Annotated in this window: 18 protein-coding genes; 7 read left to right on the top strand and 11 right to left on the bottom strand. The window is 60.7% G+C overall.

Annotation, left to right across the window (positions count from 1 at the left end):
- Positions 1-7: 7 nt before the first annotated feature.
- The 9 genes from DXXMK7_RS08545 to DXXMK7_RS08505 all read right to left on the bottom strand — a co-directional run bounded on the left by DXXMK7_RS08545 (position 8) and on the right by DXXMK7_RS08505 (position 8,965).
- Positions 8-970 (bottom strand): DMT family transporter, encoded by a 963-nt coding sequence (locus DXXMK7_RS08545; protein WP_038918721.1) that lies wholly within the window; start codon positions 968-970, stop codon positions 8-10.
- Positions 971-1,049: 79 nt separating this feature from the next.
- Complete coding sequence (locus DXXMK7_RS08540; protein ID WP_038918719.1) at positions 1,050-1,814, bottom strand: AraC family transcriptional regulator; 765 nt, start codon at positions 1,812-1,814, stop codon at positions 1,050-1,052.
- Between the two features lie 178 nt (positions 1,815-1,992).
- Positions 1,993-2,793: a glycerophosphodiester phosphodiesterase family protein gene (locus DXXMK7_RS08535; protein WP_038920925.1), complete on the bottom strand. Its 801-nt coding sequence runs from the start codon at positions 2,791-2,793 to the stop codon at positions 1,993-1,995.
- A gap of 77 nt (positions 2,794-2,870) precedes the next feature.
- Positions 2,871-3,749 (bottom strand): ABC transporter permease, encoded by an 879-nt coding sequence (locus DXXMK7_RS08530; RefSeq protein ID WP_038918718.1) that lies wholly within the window; start codon positions 3,747-3,749, stop codon positions 2,871-2,873.
- An 11-nt stretch (positions 3,750-3,760) separates the two neighbouring features.
- A complete protein-coding gene (locus DXXMK7_RS08525) occupies positions 3,761-4,687 on the bottom strand; it encodes an ABC transporter permease (protein ID WP_038918717.1) in 927 nt (308 codons plus the stop codon).
- Positions 4,681-5,553, bottom strand: a complete 873-nt coding sequence (locus tag DXXMK7_RS08520) for an ABC transporter ATP-binding protein (protein WP_038918716.1) — start codon at positions 5,551-5,553, stop codon at positions 4,681-4,683. The genes DXXMK7_RS08525 and DXXMK7_RS08520 overlap by 7 nt, the downstream gene beginning before the upstream one ends.
- Complete coding sequence (locus tag DXXMK7_RS08515) at positions 5,550-6,422, bottom strand: ABC transporter ATP-binding protein (RefSeq protein ID WP_038920923.1); 873 nt, start codon at positions 6,420-6,422, stop codon at positions 5,550-5,552. Before DXXMK7_RS08515 ends, DXXMK7_RS08520 begins: the two co-directional genes overlap by 4 nt.
- Before the next feature lie 10 nt (positions 6,423-6,432).
- The gene (locus tag DXXMK7_RS08510; RefSeq protein WP_038918715.1) at positions 6,433-7,992 is read right to left on the bottom strand and encodes an ABC transporter substrate-binding protein; all 1,560 of its coding nucleotides are present in this window, start codon (positions 7,990-7,992) and stop codon (positions 6,433-6,435) included.
- A gap of 199 nt (positions 7,993-8,191) precedes the next feature.
- Positions 8,192-8,965, bottom strand: a complete 774-nt coding sequence (locus DXXMK7_RS08505; protein ID WP_038918714.1) for a DeoR/GlpR family DNA-binding transcription regulator — start codon at positions 8,963-8,965, stop codon at positions 8,192-8,194.
- Positions 8,966-9,495: 530 nt separating this feature from the next.
- On the opposite strand from DXXMK7_RS08505, the gene DXXMK7_RS08500 reads away from it, so the two are divergent.
- The gene (locus DXXMK7_RS08500; protein ID WP_038918713.1) at positions 9,496-10,392 is read left to right on the top strand and encodes a DMT family transporter; all 897 of its coding nucleotides are present in this window, start codon (positions 9,496-9,498) and stop codon (positions 10,390-10,392) included.
- 138 nt (positions 10,393-10,530) lie between these two features.
- On the opposite strand, the gene rhlE is transcribed toward DXXMK7_RS08500, so the two are convergent.
- On the bottom strand, positions 10,531-11,901 hold the full coding sequence (gene rhlE / locus DXXMK7_RS08495) for an ATP-dependent RNA helicase RhlE (protein ID WP_038918712.1): 1,371 nt from the start codon (positions 11,899-11,901) through the stop codon (positions 10,531-10,533).
- A 421-nt stretch (positions 11,902-12,322) separates the two neighbouring features.
- Here rhlE and hlyD point away from each other — a divergent pair, with 421 nt between their 5' ends.
- The 6 genes from hlyD to clsB all read left to right on the top strand — a co-directional run bounded on the left by hlyD (position 12,323) and on the right by clsB (position 19,439).
- Positions 12,323-13,327: a secretion protein HlyD gene (gene hlyD, locus DXXMK7_RS08490; protein ID WP_038918711.1), complete on the top strand. Its 1,005-nt coding sequence runs from the start codon at positions 12,323-12,325 to the stop codon at positions 13,325-13,327.
- Positions 13,317-15,068: an ATP-binding cassette domain-containing protein gene (locus tag DXXMK7_RS08485; protein WP_038918709.1), complete on the top strand. Its 1,752-nt coding sequence runs from the start codon at positions 13,317-13,319 to the stop codon at positions 15,066-15,068. The genes hlyD and DXXMK7_RS08485 overlap by 11 nt, the downstream gene beginning before the upstream one ends.
- Positions 15,052-16,197, top strand: a complete 1,146-nt coding sequence (locus DXXMK7_RS08480) for an ABC transporter permease (RefSeq protein WP_038918708.1) — start codon at positions 15,052-15,054, stop codon at positions 16,195-16,197. Before DXXMK7_RS08485 ends, DXXMK7_RS08480 begins: the two co-directional genes overlap by 17 nt.
- A gap of 64 nt (positions 16,198-16,261) precedes the next feature.
- Positions 16,262-17,368 carry an ABC transporter permease gene (locus DXXMK7_RS08475; protein WP_038920921.1) on the top strand — a complete coding sequence of 369 codons (1,107 nt, stop codon included), beginning with the start codon at positions 16,262-16,264 and terminating at the stop codon, positions 17,366-17,368.
- Between the two features lie 92 nt (positions 17,369-17,460).
- Positions 17,461-18,231, top strand: a complete 771-nt coding sequence (locus DXXMK7_RS08470) for an endonuclease/exonuclease/phosphatase family protein (RefSeq protein WP_038918707.1) — start codon at positions 17,461-17,463, stop codon at positions 18,229-18,231.
- Positions 18,228-19,439 carry a cardiolipin synthase ClsB gene (gene clsB / locus DXXMK7_RS08465; RefSeq protein WP_038918706.1) on the top strand — a complete coding sequence of 404 codons (1,212 nt, stop codon included), beginning with the start codon at positions 18,228-18,230 and terminating at the stop codon, positions 19,437-19,439. The genes DXXMK7_RS08470 and clsB overlap by 4 nt, the downstream gene beginning before the upstream one ends.
- Positions 19,440-19,807: 368 nt before the next feature.
- Here the strand turns inward: clsB and DXXMK7_RS08460 are convergent, their stop codons facing one another.
- Entirely contained in the window at positions 19,808-20,518 is a 711-nt protein-coding gene (locus tag DXXMK7_RS08460; protein WP_038918705.1) for a Bax inhibitor-1/YccA family protein, read from the bottom strand.
- Between the last annotated feature and the right edge of the window lie 71 nt (positions 20,519-20,589).

Here is a 20,589-nt window from a genome sequence, read left to right as displayed (position 1 = left end):
GCTCGTGTCAGAGCAGCGCGTTTAAGCCGGTCTCGTTGCTCTGATGTACCGGTTTCCGGTGTGCCGCGACACAGGACATCACGCTGCAAACCACCAGCGTGAAGGCGGCGGCCTCCAGCCAGGTGGGCAGACGCTGCTCCCACAGGAAGCCGTAAATCAGCGCGAACAGGGTTTCGAACAGAATCATCTGCCCAACCAGCGTTAGCGGCAGCAACCGGCTCATCCGGTTCCAGAATAGATTGCCGACAATCGAAGCCAGCACCGCTACGCCCACCGATACGCCGGCGAACTGCGCCCATGCGACGCCGCTGTGGCTGTAGGTGTTAAACATAATGGCTAAAGGAATCAGGACCAGCGACTGCGCGCCGGTGACGAGGCCCATCAGCAGGTTCCAGTCGTGGGCCGAGACAGATGGCGCGCGGGCCAGCCAGCGGCTGTTGCCAACGGCGAAGCTGCTCCAGGATATCAGTGCGCCGAGCGCGCACAACAGGCCGATGGTTTGCTCGCCTGTGGTTGCGGACGCCGGCCCGCCCAATGCCTGCCAGCCGATGCAAATGGCGCCGGCCGCGCACACCAGCAGCGACGGCAACAGTCTGCGCAGCGGAACCGCGCCCCGGTCGCGGCTGCCGATGAGGGTCACCGCCACCGGCATAAAACCAATCACCAGCGAGGTGATGGCGATGCCCGCCATCTGTACCGCGCTGGATAGAAGAATGTAATACAGGGTGTTGCCCGCCAGCGACAACCAGCCCAGCGCAAACCACTCACGGCGCGTCAGCCGCCGCATCAGAGCCGACCAGCGCGGCGCCAGCAACATCAGCGAAATCAGGCCATAGGCGCTATAGCGGCCAATGGCGATCTGCAACGGGCTAAACGCGCGCACCAGCTCCGGCGCCAGGAAAACCAGCCCCCACAACGCACCGGCTCCCATGCCGCATGCCACGCCCGCTAACGTTCTTTTGCCATCCACTCTACGATTCTCCGCACTTTCGATTCTCCGCACTTGCACTGGCCGGAGAGTATCGCGCGGCGAATGACCCACGTCTTGATTAAGACTCGCGTGCTTTGGGCCCAGACTCCTGCAACTGCTGTCGAAACGCTGAGGGCGTCAGCCCCGTCGCCTTACGCATGGCCCGGGTCAAGGCGCTTTGGTCGGCGTAGCGGCCCCGGTAGGCAATCTCGGCGATGGGCAGCGTCGTCGTCGCCAGCCAATGCTGCACCCGGCCCAGCCGAACGCGCGCCAGCCAGGCGTGCGGCGTGGTATCCCGCTCGCTGCGGAAAACGGCGTGCAGCCGACTGACGCTCATCCCCGCCTGCTGCGCCATGAACTCGGTGGTCCAGTCCAGAAACGGGTCGCTTTCGATAGCCGCCATCAGTCCTGCCAGCCGTGAACGCGGCTGCGCCCCCTCGCCGGTCAGCGCATCCAACAGCAGCGGCGCCCACAGTTGAACCCGCGATTCAGGCACCCGACCTTTGGTCAGCATCCCGCCCATATAATCGATCAGATGATTGGCTTCCGGCGCAAGGCGCATAAACCGGCACGACGCCAGATATTCCGCCACATGGGGATCCAGATGGCCGGGCTCGACATCCACGATCAGAAACTGGTTGGTCCCGCGGCTTTCCTGAGCATGGGGAGAATGCCTGTCGACATAGGCGGCCAGACGGCGATCCAACTGAGCGCTCTGACCGGATATGTCGATACAGAGCGAACCTGACAGCGGTAAAACCAGTTGTGAGTGGTCGTGACGATGAGGCGCCTCCAGCGCGCCGTAGCCGCGAATGGACAGCATGAAGGCATTAGGTCTAAACATGTCTCACCACCACGATCGCCGATATATGAATGTTAGCGAAATGAACTAGCTCAAGGCCGTGTCTGCCGCAAATACTGCCTGCTGCAAATACCGTCTACGGCAAACAACGGCTGCGGCAAACAGTGTGGTTTACGGCGCAGGGAAAGGTCAATCATTTCCGGCGCCATCGGCGCGCGTATCAGCCGCAAGCTTGCTGTTTAAGCCTTGCCACCTGTGCAACGTCATCGCCAAGCAGTTGATCCAACTGGCCGTCACGAATCCATTGAACCACCTGAGCTTCGATATCGACGCCGTAGTCCTTGCGCTTCTGGTGTTCCTGGCCCGGCAGGTATAGGAATGCGGCAAAACCCTCGTCATGCAGCTGGCGCGCTTCTCCGCTGGCAAAGTGGTAGATCTCAATGTTCATCGCATCGAGATGGGCTTGCCGGGCCAGCGCGGCAGGGTCGATCAAGCGCGAATGCATCAGGCCGACGGTCGGCACTTCAGGTATCGCCGCTTTCACCGCTTTGAGTTGAACGTAGTCAAACGAGGAAAATTGCAGCAGGTCGGCGCAGTCCAGTTCATCAATCAGCGCGCTTAGCTTCGGGAAGAGCACCTCATTCCGATCGTATAACTTGAGCTCAAGCTGATAGAGGATGCCAAGCTCGCGGGCCAGCTGCAGCGCATCTTTGAGCCGCGGAACGCGCTCTCCGGCGAATTCATGGCTAAACCATTGCCCGGCATCAAGTTGGGAGAGTTCGGCATAGCTCATGTTTTGCACCAGGCCGCGGCCGTTGGTGGTGCGGTCAACCGTATTGTCGTGAATCAGGACCAGTTCGCCATCGCGGGTGATGCCGAGGTCGGTTTCACAGATCACGCCGCAGCCGCCGTATTCAAACGCCTGTTTAAACGCGGCGAGGGTATTTTCCGGCGCCCCGGCGCTATGGCCGCGGTGGCCGCCGAGACGTATAGTCTCTGGCGTCATTCTTAGCGGATTCATGTTCGCTTCCTCCTGTTTACTTTCGTTTAGCATTGTTTCGCTCAACGGCGCTGCGCGGTGAAATCCGCGCGTTTCGATCACTTCAGCGTCGGGTCGAAGATGTCGCGTAGCTGGTCGCCGATAAGACTGATGGTTAGCGACAGGACGAAGATGACCACGCCTGGCGCGATAGCGATCCACCATTCGGTCATGATGTAGTCGCGGCCGGCGCCGACCAACGACCCCAGACTGACCTGTGGCGGTTGTACGCCGAGGCCAAGAAAACTCAGCGACGACTCCAGAATGAGGATTTCAGGCATCACCACCGTGAATGTCACCAGCACGACGGCAAGGATATTGGGAAGTACGTGAACCATCGCGATACGAAAACTGCCTGCGCCGTTGCGATGCAACGCGGCGATATAGGGCTTTGCCAGTTCAAGCCCGGCCATGGTCCGCGTCAGACGTGCAAACCGTTCCCAGCCAAACAAACCGAGCAGGCAGATGAACAGCGTGAGGCTGTTGCCGAGAAACGCCAGCACCGTGAGGGCGATGATGATAAACGGCATCGACGCCTGAAAATCGACCGCCACCCGGATGATGGCGTCGGCAAAACCGCGCCGGAAACTCGCGATGAGGCCCAGCGCCGTACCGATAATCATGCTGATGATCGACGCGCCGAGCGATATCAACATGCTCATACGCAGCGCAAAGAAAATGCGGCTTAGAATGTCGCGCCCCATCTCGTCGGTGCCGAGCCAGTGCGTGGAACCGGCCACGACGTGGAGTGGCGGCATTTTGCGTGCCCTCAGGTCGATCTGCGCAAAGCCGTATGGCGCCAGCGCGTCGGCGAATACCGCAACACCGACGGTAAACACGATGACCAGCACGCATACCGCCAACAGCGGATGAATGCGCGGGAGTCTGGCGAAGAAGCCGGAAGTCAGCTTTGGCGACGCAGGGGAGATATCGGCCATGAGTCCCTCCTTCAAGAACGTTTCGCGTAGCGCAGGCGGGGGTCGGCCATCACATGCAGGAAATCGACCAGCAGATTTGCGCTGACCATAGCGACGGTGATGAGAATGACAATCGCCTGAACCACCGCGACGTCGCGGGAAGCGACCGAACTGATCAGCAGCAGACCGACGCCGGGCCAGGCGTATACCGCTTCAACCACCGCGGAGCCGCCAATCATTCCGCCGAGCAGGAATCCAAGCAGCGTCAGCAAGGGAAGCGCCGCGTTCGGCATCACATGCCTCACGATGATCCCCCACTCCGATACACGCTTCGCCCGGGCGGCGAGGATGTAACGTTGCCCACTCACCTCCAGCGCGCTTGAGCGAACGAACCTCGCGATGACGCCGGCATTGTAAAGCCCGATCACCAGCGTGGGCATCACCATGTGGGCGAGCGTCGCCCCGCCGCCAGAAGGCAGAAGCCGCAGCTTTACGGCAAACAGCTGGATCAGGAGAATGCCGGTCAGGAAAGTCGGCACAGAGTGCGTCAGCACGGCGAGACTAATCACCGCGCGGTCGACAACGCCGCCGCGATACCGTGCCGCGACGATACCTAACGGGACACCCGCCGCCAGCGCCAGCACCAGCGCGGCCGCCATCAGCCGCAGCGTCGCCGGAACCTTCTCGATGATGATGGCAAGCGCGTCCTGACCGCTTCGCAGCGAGGTACCGAAATCGCCGCTCAACATACGGCCGAGATAGGTGAAATACTGCTCGGCCACGGGACGATCCAGGCCCCATTGCTGGCGCAGCATGTCGACCACCTGCGGCGGGGCTTCGACGCCGAGGAGTGACGTCATCGGGTCGCCGCTGATGCGAAGCATGACGAAGGTAAAGGTCACCACCAGGAAAACCGTCAATATCGCGCGCAACAATGAGCCGGTCATGATGTTCAGCATGCTCTCGCCTCCGCCAGTATTGAGCGGCTGCACGCCGTATCCGCAGACGTTGCCCGACGCTTGCCTTTCGGCACGGCGGCAAGCAGCTTCGCGGTATAAGGGTCGGACGGTGCGGCAAAGACGGTTGACGTCGGCCCGCTTTCCACCACGCGACCGGCCTGCATCACCACGACCCGATGCGACACATGGCGCACCACGCGCACATCGTGGCTGATGAACAGGATTGAAAGACCGCGCTTCTGCTGAAGGTCGAGCAGGAGATTGAGCACCTGAGCCTGCACCGACACATCCAGCGCCGAAACGGGTTCATCGCACAGCAGGATGTTGGGTTCGGTCACCAGCGCCCGGGCGATGGCGGCGCGCTGCCGCTGCCCTCCCGACATCTGATGCGGATAGCGATCCAGCATGGCGCCCGGCAGCGCAACGGCGCCGAGCGCTTCTTTAGCCCTATCGCGCCGCTCGCTCTTGCTGCCGATAGCATGAATCAGCAGCACCTCTTCAATCTGCCGACCGATGGGATGACGCGGGTCGAAAGCGCCGAGCGTATCCTGTGCGACGACCTGAAGAACGCGGGCCAGACGCCGGCGATTCGGCCTGAGATAGCCCGCGAAGGGCGCGTCGAAGAGTTCCAGCGTGCCGCTATCCGGCTGGCGGTCGCCGCACAGCAGAGCGGCGAGGGTCGATTTCCCGCATCCAGACTCGCCGACCAGACCGAGCGTTTCACCCTGACCAAGCGCGAGGGAAACGCCGCGGACGGCATGGTGACCCGCCCGCTTGCCCGGCAGAAGAGAAAATCCAGCGGGGTAAGTGAAATTCAAATCGCGGGCTTCAAGGACTGTCGTCCCGCCTGGCGCGTTCAAACTCATGGTAAGCGCTCCGCTGAGGTTAAGGATACGGCAGCGTCGAGCCGCCAGCTGTGGGGCATTTCCACCAGTCGGGTGAGCGGTTCGCCGTGCCCTGGCATCGCGTCCAGCAAAAGCCGGGTGTAGGGATGGCTCGGTCGTTCATAGATGTTTTCAGTCGTGCCGACTTCCATGATCTCGCCGCCGTACATCACGACGATGCGATCGCAGACCTCCGCGATCAGGTCAAGGTCGTGGCTGATGAAAATCATGGCAATACCGCGGTTGCGCACCAGCGACACCAGCAGCGACACCACCTGAGCCTGAACCGTGACGTCGAGTGCGGTCGTCGGTTCGTCGGCGATGACGAGCTGCGGCTCCAGCGCCAGCGCCGTGGCGATCATCACGCGCTGGCACATGCCGCCGGAAAATTGCGAAGGGTAGTCATGGTAACGCCTCTCCGGCTCGTCGATGGCGACGTCTTTCAGGAGTTGCAGCGCGATCTGGCGGGCTTGCTCCGCATCGTGCCCGGCACTTCGCGCCGCCTCGGCGATTTGCTCGCCAACGGTGCGTACCGGATTGAGGCAGGATACCGGTTCCTGAAAAATCATGCCGATCGGCGCAAGTTGTTTCGACGCCAGCGCCTGTTGCAGGTAGTCGGCGGCGAACGTCCGACCGCCGATGGCGACCGAACCGCAAGCCAGCGCCGTTGCCGGCAGCAGACCGGCAACGGCGAGGCACGACAGCGATTTTCCGGAACCGCTCTCCCCCACAATCCCCAGGATTTCGCCCTCCCTGACGTCAAAGGATACCGACTTAACCGGCGTCGTCCTGCCCTTTGCGGCGGGAAAGGAAATGCTCAAGTCTTGAATAGTGAGAACGGATTTGCGCATTGCGACAACCTCACCCGGCGGCATTGACGAAGGACAGGTTTTGCGGCCCCAGATCCATCGCGAAGGCGTGCTGCGGTTTCCACTTCACCTTTTTGGAGACGCCGAAGAAGACGGCGTTCTGGTGAAGAACCGTGATGCCTGGGTCCTTCCATTCAATGATGTCCAGCATGTCGGAGAAGATTTTGGCGCGATCCGCCGGAGCTACGGCCTGTTCAAGCTTCGCGCCAAGAGCGTCGAATTCGTCATTGACCCAGATCTTCTGCGTGCCCATCGTTGCGGTTCTGGCGAACGACAGCGAGTAGATGGAAACGTAAGGATCGGCAATGACCGCGGTGCTGGACCAGTTGCCGGTCGCCCGACCGCTGGCGTTATCGAAGAGCTTACCGGCTTCAACAAACTCCAGTTTGGCGTTGACGCCAACCGCCTGCCACATGGCGACGACCGCTTCGCTGACCGGGTTTTCCGCCGTGTAATAGTTGTTCTGCGAGCGGATCGTGATCGGTTCGCCCTTGTAGCCGCCCTCCTTCAGGAGCTGTCGGGCTTTTTCCGGGTTGTATTCGTATTTCGGCCGGTCCTTCAGGTAGATGGGGCCGAACTCCTTGAACTGCTCGCCGTTCGGGACCACGGTCAGGCCGTTCCAGATGGTGTCGACGATCGCCTGACGGTCGATAGCAAGAATCAACGCCTGACGCACGCGCGGATCCTTGAGCGCAGGGTTGTATTTGTCGAAAAAGAGGATGCGGTTGTTTGGAACCGGACCTCCGACGATCGTCGCAGTGCCGGACTTGTTCACCACGTCGAGCTGGTCCGGCGGCAGATCGGTCGCAATGTCATAGTCGCCCGCAAGAAGACCGGCGATACGAGATGACACTTCCGGCACCACCTTGAAGGTGACGCGCTTCGCGTTGGGCTTTCCGCCGAAATACCGGTCGTGAGCGACCAGCGTGACATGATCGTTAGCGACGGATTCGAGAACCTTGTAGGGGCCGGCGCCGACCGGCTTTTGCTTCCACTTCGCCCAGTCGCCGCCCATCTTGACCCAGGCATCTTTGCTGATGACCACCGCGGCATAGCTGGCCAGCCGCTGTAACAAGATCGGATCCTTAAACTTGGTGACGAAACGGACAGTTTCCGGATTCACAACGTCGACATGAGCAAGGCTGCTGAAGCTTGTCAGATAGGTTGGATAACCGGGTGCCTGCGGGTCGGTCAAACGTTGCGGCCCGAACGAAAAGGCCACGTCGTCAGCGGTCATCTCACGGCCGTCATGGAAAATGACGCCTTTGCGAAGCGTGACGTCGAGGGTTTTGTCGTCTACCCATCGCCACGAGGTCGCCAGGTTCGGCTGCACCGAGAAGTGACCATCAAGGTCAAGTTTCAGCAGCGTCTCGTGAATCGAGGGATTGTTGCGAAAAGCGACGTTGGACGCCGCGTCAACCGGCTCCTGCGTCTCCGGGTTTTTCTGAACCGCGATCCGTAACTCAGGACGATTGTCTTCCTGAGCGGCCGCGCCGTCTGCAAGGGAGACGGCGATCAACGCCGCCATAGCAATAAAAATGCGTATCTTCATCCAAACCACTCCTTAAGTAAGCAGGTCCGTCGAGCCGTGCCCGCGATTGTTCTTTTTTCACTACCCATCACCGCCGGGATGGCAGCGATTTCCCCCGTACAGAAACGCGTGCCGGAAGATACTTAAGCGAGCCGTCGTACCCGGATTAGTCCGGGCGGTTCAGCCGGATCCCCACGTCCGCCGACCAGAGGGCCGGATTTCAGTGCGCGATGACAAACTTCTTGCGCAGTTTCTCAGGTACGGTGTCGATGATGCTGCGGGCGCCGGCATCGGTAACAATGACGCCCACGTCTTCTATCCGGGTGATGACCGAGAGGCTTGATTTCGTGAATTTCGAGTGGTCAGCCACAACAATGACGCGGTTCGACACGTCGATCATGGCTCGCGCGACGCTCGCATTCACTGGCGATGAGGTGCAGATCAAACCACGGTCGACGTCGATCGATGCGGCATTCAGGATGAGTTTGTCGACATTGAACTGCCGTATGAAATACTCGGCCAGCGGCCCTCTGAATGAGCGGTTCGTGGCGGTAAATTCTCCCCCGACCGAGTAAATGCTCTGCCCCTCGCTGCGCGAAAATTCAGCAACGATGTCAAGGCCATTCGAGATCAGCGTCAGACTTCGACGACCAACGAGCTTTTTAGCCACTTCCAGCGCGGTCGTACCGGCATCCAGAAGCACGGTGTCGCCATCGGCAATCATGCCGGCGACGGCGGCGGCGATGGCCGCCTTCTCCGCCTGATTCCAGACGGCGCGGGCCTCATTTGTCGCATCCAGCGCGACCTGATTGATATTGACCGCGCCGCCATGCGTTCTGCGCAGCAATCCGGCTTCCTCAAGGTCGCACAGGTCCCGACGAACGGTGGCGACCGAAACCTCGAATCGATCCGTTAACGTGCGCAAATCAGCAAAATTCTCTTCGCGCAAAAATTCAACGATTTTCGCCTGACGCTCTTCCGCCTGAGTCAGCATAGGGTGGTTCCTTGTCATCATCATGACCGTTATCGATCAACAATCTGAGCGAACCCTATCCTTTCCAGATGACACTCGTATGAAGAAAATGCGTCGATTACCACCATCGAAGCGTTGCCGGACAAGAAGACTGCGCAATAAACCCTGAACCCATCTTAATGAACGAAATCGCTCACTTACCAACGGCGTCGACGGCTCATGCCGGACTCTGGCGCCCCGCCAACCGCCGATCGATAGCCCTGGCATTATTCTGCGTAATCTGAGGGAAAACGTGCGGCGGCGGGGTGCGGCGCAGGTCGCCCCCTGTCGGTGCTGGAAGCCGTTTGAAATAAAAAAACCGCAGGATTCTGCTACTCGCCGCAAGCTGCTGACAGCCGCCGCCCTGCCAATCCCAGATACTCAATGTTTACGGTTGCTTGCGGATTGTTTGCGGAATTACCGGTGAAACTGTTTGTGAAATTGACTGTTTGTGAAATTGACTGTTTGTGAAATTGATTGTTCGTGAAATTGATTATTAGCGGAGTCTGACGATGAATAGCCTGCTTTATTGCGCCGTGGTGCTGATTTGGGGCACCACCTGGATCGCCATCAGTCTACAGCAAGGTAGCGTGCCGCCAGAAGTGTCGATTTTCTGGCGTTTCGCCATCGCTTCGGCGTTGTTAATGGCGTTTTTGATCCTGACTCGTCGCCTGCGCCCGCTGAGCGGCCGCGCGCATTTGCTGTGTATGGCGCAGGGGGTGACGGTTTTCGGCATGAATTTCTTTTGCTTTTATCATGCCGTCGCCTGGATCCCCAGCGGGCTGGAATCGGTGATCTTTTCGATGGCGGTGCTGTTCAATGCCTTCAACAGTCGGCTGTTTTTCGGCACCCGTCTCAGCCGCAGCGTGAAGCTGGCTGCGCCGTTGGGGCTGGCCGGCATCATCCTGCTGTTCTGGCACGATCTGCTACAACTTGGCAGCAGCCCACAATTGCTGTGGGGGGTCGGCATGAGCCTGATCGCCACCTACTGCTTTTCGCTCGGCAACATCATCAGCGCCCAGCATCAACGCATGGGCCGGGACATCATGACCACCAACGGCTGGGGCATGCTGTACGGCGCGCTGGCGATGGGTTTCATCGCACTGCTGCTGGGTTACCGCTTTACGCCGGAATTCTCGCTGCGCTATCTCGGTTCGCTGTCTTACCTGGCGCTGTTCGGCTCGGTGATTGGTTTTGGCGCCTACTTCGCGCTGGTTGGGCGTATCGGCGCCAGCCAGGCGGCTTATGCCACCTTGCTGTTTCCGTTGGTCGCGCTCTCCGCCTCTACCCTGTACGAAGGGTACGTATGGCGAAGCAACGCCGTGCTGGGCTTACTGCTGATTCTGGCGGGCAATGCGGTGATGTTTTATCGCCCCCGGCCGCAACCGGTGGCGAAAACCGCCGCGTAAACGGTCGTCTTCTCATCATGGGAAGACGACCTGGGCGATAACTGACTGGATAACAAGGTTTGCCGACGAATAGCTACCCGACCGGGTAGCTATTTTGTTTGCTGCGTGACCGGATAGCGACCTTGCCGGGTAACCCGCTTACTGGCCGCCGGCAGGCTTGCGCGGCGGGCGACGACGGGCGGATTGCCCTTCCGGGCGCTGTCCGGCCGGGCGCGCTGCGCCATCACGACGCGGCTGATGAGGACGGTCGCCCTGCGGGCGTCCGGATGCGCGTTCGCCTTGCGGACGATCGCCCTGACGCGGCGCACCGCCGCCGCGACCACCGCGCCCGCCCTGCCGGCCGTTCTGGATCGGTTCGGCCTTGATCGTTGGGTCCGGCTCATAACCCGGAATCTCCATCCGCGGGATTTCCCGCTTCAGTAGACGTTCAATGTCGCGCAGCAGTTTGTGTTCATCGACGCACACCAGCGACAACGCCTCGCCAGTCGACGCCGCCCGACCGGTACGGCCGATACGGTGCACGTAATCTTCCGGCACATTCGGCAGCTCGTAGTTCACCACATGCGGCAACTGGTCGATATCCAGCCCACGGGCGGCGATGTCGGTCGCCACCAGCACGCGGATGTCGCCGTCTTTGAAATTAGCCAGCGCACGGGTACGCGCTCCCTGGCTCTTGTTACCGTGGATAGCGGCGGCGGTGATGCCGTCTTTATTCAGTTGTTCCGCCAGATGGTTGGCGCCGTGCTTGGTGCGGGTAAACACCAGCACCTGCTGCCAGTTGTGTTTGCCGATCAGGAGCGACAGCAGTTCGCGCTTGCGTTTCTTGTCCACGAAATGCACGTGCTGGGTCACCAGTTCGGACGGCGTATTGCGGCGCACCACTTCCACCGATGCCGGATTGGTGAGCAGCTTCCCGGCCAGTTCCTTGATCTCGTCGGAGAAGGTGGCGGAAAACAGCAGGTTCTGACGTTTGGGCGGCAGCTTCGCCAGCACCCGGCGGATGTCGTGGATAAAGCCCATATCCAGCATACGGTCGGCTTCATCCAGCACCAGAATTTCCACCTGCGACAGGTCGACCGCGTTCTGGTGCTCCAGATCCAACAGACGGCCCGGCGTGGCAATCAGAATATCGACGCCGCCGCGCAGCTTCATCATCTGCGGGTTAATGCTGACGCCGCCGAACACCACCAGCGAACGCAGACGCAGGTATTTGCTGTACGCCAGCACGTTTTCGCCGATCTGCGCCGCCAGTTCGCGGGTCGGCGTCAGGATCAACGCCCGCACCGGACGGCGGCCTTTCGCCTGCGACGGACGGTGGCTCAGCAATTGCAGCAGCGGCAAGGTGAAGCCGGCGGTTTTGCCGGTACCCGTCTGGGCGCTGGCCATCAGGTCGCGCCCTTCCAGCACCACCGGAATCGCCTGACGCTGAACCGGCGTCGGCTCACGGTAGCCCTGTTCTTCCACAGCGCGCAAAATATCGGCACTCAGGCCGAGGGATTCAAAAGACATAACGAGAACAACTCCAGATTCACCCTACCCGGCATCCGCCGGTGCAGTTTTCAGGGTGACAACAGATGGGTTCAGCGCCGCGTCGGCGTACACGCCTTACAACGCTGACTCCAGATGAATGGGCACAAACTACGGTGCGTGACTGCGCGCGATTGTAACAGAAAATCGCTTGTTTGAGGAATTTTTATCTGTCGATCACATTTTATCCTCCGCATTCTGCGCAAAATGGCCGTGCTCTTCATGGATATCAATCGTTTACTGATTAAAAAGCCGGTTCTCTCCTGCCACGGCAGCGCATATCCGCGCTGAATCAGCACGCCGTCAGTCAGAACACGGCAATCTGTTGAATATCGGATTATTCTTAAGTGATGTCGTCGTAATAGCGGGATCGGCAATAATACGAAGTCATATCGGGAGCGCTATGAATAAAAAAACAGGGGTATGGTTGGTGCTGGCGTTGTTCGCCGTCACCACCGCCGGCTACGGCTTGATGCACTACCGTAGCCAGCAGGATGCGCCGCTGACGCTGTACGGTAATGTGGATATCCGCAGCGTCAATTTGGGGTTCCGGGTCAGCGGACGCCTGACCGCTCTAAATGTGGATGAAGGGGAGGTTGTCCAGCCGGGGCAGTTGCTGGCCCGGCTGGATAACGCGCCGCAGCAGAACGCGCTACGGCAGGAAAAAGCCAGCGTAGCCAGCGCGCAGGCGCAACTGGCGCTGCTGCGGGAAGGCTACCGCAGCGAGGAAATCGCCCAGGTGCGTTCGCAACTGGAGCAGGCGCAGGCCGCCTACGACTACGCCAACAGCTTCTACCAGCGCCAGCTTGGCCTGTGGAAGCAACACACCCTGGCCGCCAACGCGCTGGAAGACGCCCGTTCCACCCGCAATCAAACGCAGGCGACGTTGCAGGCGGCGCGGGAAAAGCTGAGCCAATATGAGCGCGGCAACCGGCCGCAGGAAATAGCCGCCGCCGAAGCATCGCTGGCGCAGGCGCAGGCCGCTGAAGCGCAGGCGCAACTCAGTCTGCAGGATACGCGCCTGTACGCGCCCTCTCCCGGCGTGATTCTGACCCGGGCCGCCGAAGCCGGCAGCATGCTGAGCGCCGGCAGCACCGTCTTTACCCTGTCGTTGACCCAGCCGGTATGGATTCGCGCCTACGTCAATGAAACCCAGTTGGGCCGCGCCGCGCCCGGGCGCGAGGTGCTGATCTACACCGACGGCCGCCCGAACCGCCCCTATCACGGCAGAATCGGCTTTGTGTCGCCCAGCGCCGAATTTACGCCGAAAAATGTCGAAACCACGGAGTTGCGCACCGACCTGGTGTACCGGCTGCGCATCATCGTCAGCGACGCGGACGACGGTCTGCGTCAGGGGATGCCGGTAACCCTCACGCTGATGCAGGATCGGTCGCGCCATGACCAGTGACCCGCCGCTGATCCGCCTCGACGCGCTGGAAAAACGCTTCGACGGCATGACGAAACCGGCGCTGGCGCAGTTGAGCGCCGAGATTCGCGCCGGCGCGGTCACCGGGCTGGTGGGGCCGGACGGCGCCGGCAAGACCACGCTGATGCGCATGCTGGCCGGATTGCTGACGCCCAGCGCGGGCACGATTCGGGTGCTGGGGCTGGACCCGATCGCCGATGACCGCCAGCTACATGCCCGGCTCGGTTACATGCCGCAGAAATTCGGCCTGTACGAAGACCTCACCGTGATGGAAAACCTGACGCTGTACGCCGACCTGCGCGGCATCACCGGCGACATCCGGCGCGCCACCTTTGATCGGCTGTTGCAGTTTACCGACCTCACCCGCTTCACCACTCGGCTGGCGGGCAAACTCTCCGGCGGCATGAAGCAGAAACTGGGGCTGGCCTGCACCCTGCTGGGGCAGCCCGGCGTGTTGCTGTTGGACGAACCGGGGGTCGGCGTCGACCCGATCTCCCGCCGCGAACTGTGGCGGATGGTGCATGAACTGGCGGACGACGGCATGCTGATTCTGTGGAGCACCTCCTATCTGGACGAGGCCGAACAGTGCCGCGACGTGCTGCTGCTTAACGAGGGCGAATTGCTCTACCGGGGCGCCCCCGCCGACCTAACGCAGCGGATGGCGGGCCGCTGCCTGCTGCTCGACCAACCGGGCAGCAACCACCGCCGTCTGCTGCAACAGGCGCTGCGTCAGCCGCAGGTGAGCGACGGCGTGATTCAGGGGCGCTACGTGCGGCTGATTCTGAAACCGCAGGCGGATCGCGCCGCGCTGCTGCACGCCCTCAAATTGCCGCCGGACAGCGTGCAGGACACCGCGCCGCGCTTTGAAGATGCATTCATCGACCTGCTGGGCGGCGGGCCGAGCGCCACCTCGTCGCTGGCGGCGATCCTGCCGCAGTTGGACACTCACCGCGGGGAGACGGTGATCGAAGCGCGGAACCTGACCAAGAAATTCGGCGATTTCGCCGCCACCGACCGGGTGAATTTTCAGGTGCGCCGCGGTGAAATCTTCGGTCTGCTGGGGCCGAACGGCGCTGGGAAATCCACCACCTTTCGCATGATGTGCGGCCTGCTGACGCCGACCGAAGGTCAGGCGCTGGTGCTGGATATGGACCTCAAGACCCGTTCCGGCCGGGCGCGGCAGCATCTCGGCTACATGGCGCAAAAATTTTCGCTGTACGGCAACCTGACCGTGGAACAAAACCTACGCTTTTTCTCCGGCGTTTACGGCCTGCGCGGCCAGCATCAGCAGGATAAGGTGGACAGTATGGCGCAGGCGTTCAACTTTCATCCGATCTTCCAGCAAACGCCCGACGCGCTGCCGCTCGGTTTCCGCCAGCGGCTGGCGCTGGCCTGCGCGCTGATGCACGAACCGGATATCCTGTTTCTTGACGAGCCCACCTCCGGCGTCGACCCGTTTACCCGCCGGGAGTTCTGGCAGCACATCAACGGCATGGTGGACAAAGGCGTGACGGTGATGGTCACCACCCATTTTATGGACGAAGCCGAATACTGCGACCGCATCGGACTGGTGTACCGCGGCCGGCTCATCGCCAGCGGCACGCCGGATGACCTGAAACGTCAGGCCGCCAGCGACGACGCGCCGGAGCCAACCATGGAGCAGGCGTTCATCGCACTGGTGCAAGCCTATGACCAGGAGGCCGGCCATGCCACCACCAATTGACGATAAACGTTTTTCCTGGCGACGCTTACGCGCGCTGTGCCTGAAGGAAACCCGCCAGATCCTGCGCGACCCCAGCAGCGCGCTGATCGCTTTCGTCATCCCGCTGTTGCTGCTGTTCATCTTCGGCTACGGCATCAACCTCGACTCCAGCCGCCTGAACGTCGGCGTACTGATGGAGCAACACAGCGCCGAGGCCGACAGCCTGGCGCGCGCCTTTACCGGCTCGCCCTTTCTGTCCGTCACCCTCAGCGATAACCGCCCGGCGCTGATAGCACGGATGCAGGCCGGGCAGATTCGCGGTCTGGTGGTCATCCCGGCCGACTTCGCCAAACGGCTGGCGCACCCGCAGGATCGCGCGCCGATTCAGGTCATCACCGACGGCAGCGAGCCGAATACCGCGCAATTCGTGCAGGGCTACGCTCAGGGGGTGTGGCAACTCTGGCAGCAGCAATACGCGCAGGACCACGGCGGCCGCTATCAACCGCTGATTGAGGTGCAGACCCGCTACTGGTTCAACGCCGCCGCCATCAGCCGGAACTTCATTATTCCCGGCGCCATTACCATCATCATGACGGTGATCGGCGCGATCCTGACCTCGCTGGTGATCGCCCGCGAGTGGGAACGCGGCACCATGGAGGCGTTGCTTTCAACGCAGGTCACCCGCGCCGAACTGCTGCTCACCAAATTGCTCCCCTATTATGTGCTGGGGATGATCGCTATGGCCCTGTGCGTGGTGGTGGCGGTGTTTGTGCTGGGGGTGCCTTATCGCGGCTCGCTGTGGCTGCTGTTCGGCCTGAGCAGCCTGTTTCTCGCCAGTACGCTAGGCATGGGGTTGCTGATTTCCACCCTGACCCGCAATCAGTTCAACGCGGCGATGGTGGCGCTCAACGCCGCCTTTCTGCCGGCGGTAATGCTGTCCGGGTTTATTTTCGAAATCCACAGCATGCCGGTGCCGGTACAGGCGGTGTCGTACCTGATCCCCGCCCGCTATTTCGTCAGCACGCTGCAAACCCTGTTTCTGGCCGGGAATATCGGTAGCGTGCTGCTGATGAACCTGCTGTTTTTAATGACGTCCGCGGTGTTTTTCATCGGCCTGACCGCCTGGAAAACCCGCCGTCGACTGGATTAGGTGCGGTAATTCATCCACCGGGCCGTGCCGGATGTATGCCGGCACGCTGATGAGGGAAAAGAGTATGTTGCATCGTCTGTGGACGCTGATCCGCAAAGAGCTTCAGTCATTGCTGCGCGAGCCGCAAACCCGCGCCATTCTGGTGTTGCCGGTGCTGCTGCAGGTGTTACTGTTCCCGTTCGCCGCCACGCTGGACGTCACCGACGCCACGCTCGCCATTTACAGCGAAGACAACGGCCCGGCTTCGGTGGAGCTGACGCAGCGTTTCGCCAGCGCCAGCGCCTTTTCTCGGGTCATCACCCTGCACAACCCGCAGGACATCGCGCCCACGATCGATAACCAGCGGGCGCTGCTGCTGGTGCGCTTCCCGCCCGATTTCTCGCGCCAGTTGGTCAGCGGCACGCCGACCAGCATCCAGCTTCTGCTCGATGGACGCCACTCCAACAGCGCCCAGATCGCCGCCCGCTATGTACAACAGATCGTGCAGGATTATCAGTTAGAGCAGTTGAACGATCCGGCGCTGACGCACCAGAGCAAGCTGGTGATTCGTCACTGGTACAACCCGAATCTGGACTACAAATGGTTCGTGGTGCCGTCGCTGGTGGCGCTGATCACCACCATTGGCGTGTTGATCGTCACCGCGCTGTCGGTGGCGCGCGAACGGGAACAGGGCACGCTGGAACAGCTGCTGGTTTCGCCGTTGTCCACCGGGCAGATCTTTGTCGGTAAGGCGGTGCCGGCGCTGATTGTCGCCACCGTTCAGGCCAGCATCGTGCTGGCGGCCGGCATCCTCGCCTACCGCATCCCGTTTTCCGGCTCGCTGCTGCTGTTCTACCTCTGCATGCTGGTGTACGGGCTGTCGCTGGTAGGGTTCGGGCTGCTGATTTCTTCGCTCTGTTCCACCCAGCAACAGGCGTTCATCGGCGTCTTTGTCTTCGTAATGCCCGCCATTCTGTTGTCCGGCTACGTGTCGCCCGTCGAGAATATGCCGTTATGGCTGCAACAGCTTACCTGGGTCAACCCGGTGCGCCATTTCACCGATATTACCAAACAGATATATCTGAAAAACGCCAGCCTGGCCGTGGTCTGGCGCGGGGTGTGGCCGCTGCTGGCAATCACCGCCACCACCGGCAGCGCCGCCTACGCCCTGTTTCGGAGCAAGATTGGCTAGGCTGGCGCAAACCGCCGGCGCCCGCCGTCAGCGACGCTTTGCCAAACACTGACTACACTGATTATTCAGCTACTTGGGAACGAGGGAAAACAATGGATACCGTCTCGCAACCGTTATTGGGGTTTTCTTTCACCGTGCTGACCATCAATACCCATAAAGGGTTCAGCGCACTGAACCGCCGCTTCATCCTGCCGGAACTGCGCGATGCCGTACGCTCGGTTTCCGCCGATATCGTCTGTCTGCAGGAAGTGCTGGGCCGCCATTCCACCCATCCGTTGCAGGTAGAACACTGGCCGGACACCTCGCACTACGAGTTTCTGGCGGAAACCATGTGGAACGATTACGCCTACGGGCGCAATGCGGTCTACCCGGAAGGCGAGCACGGCAACGCGGTGCTGTCGCGCTTTCCCATTTTCAGCTATCGCAATCTGGACGTATCGGTATCCGAAAAAGCCAAACGCGGCATCCTGCATTGCGTACTGAAAGTCCCCAACCGGGATTTACATATCCACATCGTGTGCGTACACATGGGGCTCACCGCCTCGCACCGGCGACAGCAAATGGCATTATTGTGCGACCTGCTGGCGACGCTACCCGCCGAGGTGCCCCTGATCGTCGCCGGAGATTTCAATGACTGGCAGATGAAAGCCAGCGCCCTGCTGAAACGCAGCGCCGGTCTGGAAGAGGTATTCAGTCAGCATTTCGGTAAACCGGCACGGACCTTTCCGGCTCGCTTTCCATTGCTGCGCCTCGACCGCATCTATGTGCGCAACGCCCGAACCAGCGTACCGAAGTTGCTGCCGTCCAAACCCTGGTCGCACTTGTCCGATCATGCGCCGCTGGCGGTGGAGATTCATTTGTGAAAACCGAATGGCGCGACGGCAACCAAATTGAACTACTGGTGAATGGCGACGAATTCTATCCCAGCGTGTTTGACGCGATCCGTCAGGCCCGCAATCGGGTGGTGCTGGAAACCTTCATCTGGTTTGAGGACAAGGTCGGCTACGCGTTGCGGGAAGCGCTGATCGCGGCGGCGCAGCGCGGCGTCAGCGTGGATGCCACCGCCGACGGCTATGGTTCGCACGACCTGTCGCCCGCCTTTCTCGCACCGATGGTGGAAGCCGGCGTACGCTTCCATTTTTACGATCCACGTCCGCGTCTGTTCGGCCTGATGCGTACCAACCTGTTCCGGCGGCTGCACCGCAAGATCGTGGTGGTGGACAGCCACACCGCCTGGATAGGCGGCATCAACTACTCGGCCGACCACCTGAGCGACTACGGCCCGGAAGCCAAGCAGGATTACGCCGTTAAAGTGCGCGGCCCGGTAGTGGACGATATCTACCGGTTTGTGCTGGCGGCGCTGGCCCATGATGAGGAGCCGCGCATCTGGTGGCGGCGACGCTTTCGCCGCGCCGTGCGCAACCCCCACCCCGGTAACGCGCAGGCGCTGTTTGTCTGGCGCGACAACGGTCTGCACCGCCGCGACATCGAACGTCAATACCTGCTGATGCTGCGACGAGCCAAACGCGAGGTGGTGATCGCCAATGCCTATTTTTTCCCCGGCTATCGCCTGCTGCGGGCGATGCGCAAGGCCGCGCGACGAGATGTGCGGGTACGGTTGATCATTCAGGGACAGCCGGATATGCCGATCGTTCTGGTAGGCGCGCGTCTGCTCTATCCCTGGCTGGTGAAAGCCGGGGTGGACATTTATGAATACCGTCGTCAGCCGTTGCACGGCAAGGTCGCGTTGCAGGATGAATACTGGACCACCATTGGCTCCAGCAACCTGGATCCGCTCAGTCTGGCGCTCAACCTCGAAGCCAATCTGATCATCAATGACCGCGACTTCAACCAGCAACTGCGGGACAACCTGCACCAGCTTATTCGCGAAGACTGCGTACGGGTTGACCCTGCGCAACTACCGAAACGCTCGTACTGGCAGATGCTCAAAAACGTAGTGGTGTTCCATTTCCTGAAACGCTTCCCGTCGATGGTCGGCTGGTTGCCGGCGCACAGCCCGCAGTTAACCCAGGTGGGACACCCGCCGGCGGATGACAGCGAAAAGAAATAACAAAACTCTAAGGCTGTCGACAAACAGCCGTGTTGTTTTGTGAACGGAGATGTATGTCTGGTCAGTGAATGGTTTCGTGCGGGATAAACGGTGTGGTTTCTTTGCCACTTCATAGCACGCACGACAAGGAGAGGTTCAAACGCCACCTCTCCTTGACCACTGGCTAGTGGCTAAACTGTGGCGCTACGCTCTACCTTCGGCATTCGACTTCGCTGTTCGGACCGCCCGTGACGCTCTCCCGGAGCGGCACGGGCTTGCGCGGCGTCCCTGCCGCGCATCCGGCGAAGTCACCCGCCTCAGCACAGTTTTAACGCCGGAAAGCCCCATTATCTGTAACTAAGAAGGGTTGCCAGTAATCTGCAACACCCTCACCGACGACTGCCGAACAAACGCAGCAGCATCAGGAACAGGTTGATGAAATCGAGATACAGGGTCAGCGCGCCCATGATCGAGTACTTGCGGAAACTGTCCCGGTCATCGACCGACAGCTCTTCACCGATGTTTTTCAGTTTCTGCGTGTCGTAAGCGGTCAGGCCGACAAACACCAGCACCCCGATGTAGGTGATGGCAAGCTGCAACCCTTCGCTTTTCAGCCAGAAATTCACCAGCGTGGCCAGCAGAATACCGATCAGCGCCATGAACAGCATGCTGCCCATGCCGGTCAGGTCGCGTTTGGTGACATAGCCGTACAGGCTCATGGCGCCGAACATACCGGCGGTAATCACAAAGGTGCTGGCGATGGATTCGCCGGAGTAGACGATGAAAATACTGGAAAGCGTCAGGCCGGTCAGCGCGGAATAGAGCATAAACAGCGTGGTGGCGACGCCGCCGCTCAGGCGGTGCACCATGCCGGACAGCACAAACACCAATCCCAGTTGGGCAATCACCAGCCCAAAGAAGGTGATCTTGCTGGAGAACACCATCTGCAACACCGCCGGGGTGTTAGCGGCATACCAGGCAACAAACGCGGTCAGCAACAGACCGCAGGTCATCCAGCCATAGACCTGCGCCATATAAGTTTGCAGACCGGTGCCGGCCTGCTGAACGATGGAACCGTTAGAACGTGGAAATCGATCCATGATGCAACCTTTGCATTGAGTGAAACAGAACGGGCTTACGCCCACCTGTTTTTCAGCTTAACACAAAATGC

Origin of the sequence: Dickeya sp. MK7 (genome assembly GCF_000406305.1) — a bacterium.
GTDB lineage: Bacteria > Pseudomonadota > Gammaproteobacteria > Enterobacterales > Enterobacteriaceae > Dickeya > Dickeya fangzhongdai.
This window is presented reverse-complemented; position numbering and strand designations above follow the sequence as displayed.